This window comes from Herbivorax alkaliphila (assembly GCF_030848475.1).
Classification (GTDB): Bacteria; Bacillota; Clostridia; order Acetivibrionales; family Acetivibrionaceae; genus Herbivorax.
Map to the genome: position 1 here is coordinate 1 of NZ_JAVDDS010000100.1, position 3,337 is coordinate 3,337.

4 protein-coding genes are annotated in these 3,337 nt (G+C 31.3%); 2 read left to right on the forward strand and 2 right to left on the reverse strand.

From position 1 onward, the window contains the following. Window positions 1-558: 558 nt before the first annotated feature. A complete protein-coding gene (locus RBH29_RS17260) occupies window positions 559-855 on the forward strand; it encodes a hypothetical protein (RefSeq protein WP_306698248.1) in 297 nt (98 codons plus the stop codon). Window positions 856-927: 72 nt separating this feature from the next. Then, the gene (locus tag RBH29_RS17265) at window positions 928-1,377 is read left to right on the forward strand and encodes a hypothetical protein (protein WP_306698249.1); all 450 of its coding nucleotides are present in this window, start codon (window positions 928-930) and stop codon (window positions 1,375-1,377) included. A 295-nt stretch (window positions 1,378-1,672) separates the two neighbouring features. On the opposite strand, the gene RBH29_RS17270 is transcribed toward RBH29_RS17265, so the two are convergent. Both RBH29_RS17270 and RBH29_RS17275 read right to left on the reverse strand, forming a co-directional pair. Continuing rightward, a complete protein-coding gene (locus tag RBH29_RS17270) occupies window positions 1,673-2,203 on the reverse strand; it encodes a hypothetical protein (RefSeq protein WP_306698250.1) in 531 nt (176 codons plus the stop codon). A gap of 4 nt (window positions 2,204-2,207) precedes the next feature. Then, a partial coding sequence (locus RBH29_RS17275; protein ID WP_306698251.1) for a toxin C-terminal domain-containing protein occupies window positions 2,208-3,337 on the reverse strand: 1,130 nt, incomplete at its 5' end.

Here is a 3,337-nt window from a genome sequence, read left to right on the forward strand (position 1 = left end):
TAATCTCCAAAGGCTCAACAGTATCACATTCAAGAGACTATAAAACTGCTCCAACAGCAGACTTCAAAGACACAATACATATTACTTTCAGAGATACTACAAACTGCTTCAACGTAGCTTTTTAGATGCTTATGTTTTGCTTATTAGTAAACAGGATACCGCCAAAAAATACTTCTAAGCTCACATCAAGCCTAACAATGCTTTTCTACAGGCGTTTTTCATAAATATAGTGCGGAAAGATTGCAAAAAATCCTTTGCTAGTGAAACAGCAAGGATTTTTTGCAATCTATTCCTGCACATTTTGAAAAACAAGTCATTGTAAGAAAATGCATGTATGAGCTTTTATGTGTAGATTTAGAAGCTTTAAGGCATTGGTCTGTACTATAAGCAAAACATAAGCATCTAAAAAGCTACGTTGAAGCAGTTTGTAGTATCTCTGAAAGTAATATGTTGTGTCTTTGAAGTCTGCATCGGAGCAGTTTTGTAGTCTCTTGAATGTGATGCTGTTGAGCCTTTGGAGATTACCTGTATAAACTACAACAGTATTATTTGTAATTCTTGATTTCTGTAATACATGCAGTTACAATATTTAAAGTAAATTATGTTGTTGGAGATGATAGGATGTTTAATTATAAACGTATTCATTTATATGTGAAGCAATGGTTGCAAATGTTACTTGGTTTTATATTAATAAGATTTATGTCTGAGGAAGAAAAAGTTGAGGAAATTATAGCTCTTAGAAGTCAGGTAGCTCTTTTTGACCAAAAGGTAATTGATAAAAAAATATCTAAACCAACTGTTACACCTGCATACCGTCAGTTATGGGTCTTGCTTTCAAAGTTTTATTCAAGATGAAAAGAGGATTTAGTTATTGTTAAGCCTGAAACTGTTATTGGATGGCATAAAACAGCTTTTAAATTTCACTGGATGCTTAAATCTAAAAAGCGTGGAAGACCTAAAACTTCAAGAAAAACAATTGAGCTTATCAAGCGTATACATAAGGAAAACCCCTTACTTTCACCTGAAAAAACACACGAAAGATTAGTTGATTTTAATATAACTGATGCTCCTTCTCCAAATACAATTGCTAAGTATATACCAGAAGTTAGAAAGCCACCAAGTGAAAAACAAAAACAGTCTTGGAAAACATTCCTTAAAAATCATAGTAAGGAAATTTGGTCTATGGATTTTTTCACTGTTCCAACTCTATATTTTAAGGTGTTGTATGTCTTTATTATAATTAGCCATGACAGAAGAAAGATTGAACACTTTGCAGTTACAACTTTTTCAATAGCTTATTTTGTGTTGCAAAAAAGCAAGCACCTTTGTTTTAATTACCAAAGTGCTTGTTTTTTGATTAAGCTATTATTGTTTTAAAAGTATAAATTTATATTTGCCACTTACTTCACTTGTTAAATATTAGTGCATATTTTAGCCCGATTGATTTATTTCAACCAACAAGCGCAACTATTGACTTACCTATTATTCATTATTTATTATATTTATACATGTTTGAAATTTACAAAATGCATAATATAGTCAAAATAACTATATTATGCATTAAGTTTGATTAAAGATTGTTATTTTTAGTTTCTATACTTTAACGTTTGTTAAGTAAACTATACCAATTTTTATAGGGCTAAAATTCCCACTTTTCAAACATGCTGACACACTAATCTACAGTATAATAAGGTGATTCAAATTTTTCAACAAAAAGGCCTGTCTTTTCAACAGAACGAGTAGCACTTTCACATTTATTAGTACTTCCTATATACATATAATAATCATAGCCGAAATGTATAAACATTAGGGGATTGTTTTCTAATTTACACCACAGGTGATCTCTTAAAATTAAACGACATAAAAATACTATATCTTGTATTTCAAGAACAATACCGTTATTAATTTTTTTGTACAAATCTTCCATTTCATTATGATGATGTGTATCTGAGCAAGTAAATTGAATATCTTTACTATGTTTCTCTAGACTTTTTACTGTTAATGAAGTAATTTTAGTACTATCCATAAAAGATACCACCGCTTCTACATAGGCATTCTCAGTAGCTATATAAGTATCATAGGTTAGTTCTTTACCATCAAATATTTTTCCTATATCATAAAATGATGTCCATTCATCTTTTTTATAAGCACCTGTTTTATCTCTATATAGTGGGTTATATTTTGAAATTCTCCAACTAAACATTTTCCTAATCTCCTATCCTATTTAAAAATTCATCATAAGTTCCACATCTTGTTGACTTACTACCTAAATCCTTGACAGATCTTGCGGCTTTCCAAATCCCACCACTATGTGAATCCACATCAGGAGTGATATATGAGTTACCTTTTTTAAATACTGGTTGACCATGTGATGTGTAATTTGTTTTTTGGTATCCAAGTTTTTTCGCAGCTTCGGTTGCCTGTTTTGCAGTCAGCTTAGTTCCACTTGCGAATTTTTGTAAATCAATCTTTAACAGATTACGTTCATTCCCACCCGTTCCCTTTAAAGTATAGGCTTTGGAATTAATTAAGGCATCCTTTTTGCTTATGGAAGATGTAGCAATATTTTTAAAAGCAAGCTTTATTGTTGCATAACTTGCAAAATCCTTTGTCACGTTTAATCTATACTCTACTTCAGCTGCTTTTGATTCAAGTATATATTCACTACAATAGGAAAAAGGTTGTTTGGATTCATCTCTTAATATAATAAATGTATCGACACCATAAAATGGACAATTTAAAATCCACTCCTCCGGAAAATTTGTATGCTCTAGCTGTCGATTTAGTCTTGCTATCTTTCTTCTATTTAAAAAATTCTGGACTCCTAATTTAAATCCTTCCGCCTGCCAATTAGTATTTCTATCTACATCTACTTTTCTTTTAAAGTCTTTATCTAATAAATAGTTAATTTGAAAATATAAATTTGCATCATCATTTGTTCCAGTGAAATTACCTTTATCATCCAAAAGATAATCAGGTATATATTCTTCATAAGGTACTCCAACACCTTGACGTTCCACATTTTCTGGAATCATTCCATGTAGTAAAAACGAATATTTATAAATGTCATTATCTAATCTATTTACAAACCTATCTGGAATTTCTCTCAATTTTCTATATTGTTCATCAACCCAATTAGCACTGTGTTTAACCAATCTAATACCACCTTGTACTATCCGAACTCCACGCTTAGCTCTTTCCCACAAATCAGTTGGCATACCCTGTCTACTAACAGGTGCAAAACCTGTTGGGTCATAGTAAGTTATCGGATTATTGGCACAGTAACTATACAAATTCAAACTCAGCGGATCATTCGGGTCACCCCTGTATGTGTCCT

Excerpts from the sequence above, each read along its gene's own strand:
- RBH29_RS17265 (WP_306698249.1), top strand. The coding sequence starts at position 928 with ATGCTTAAATCTAAAAAGCGTGGAAGACCTAAAACTTCAAGAAAAACA.
- RBH29_RS17270 (WP_306698250.1), bottom strand. The coding sequence starts at position 2,203 with ATGTTTAGTTGGAGAATTTCAAAATATAACCCACTATATAGAGATAAA.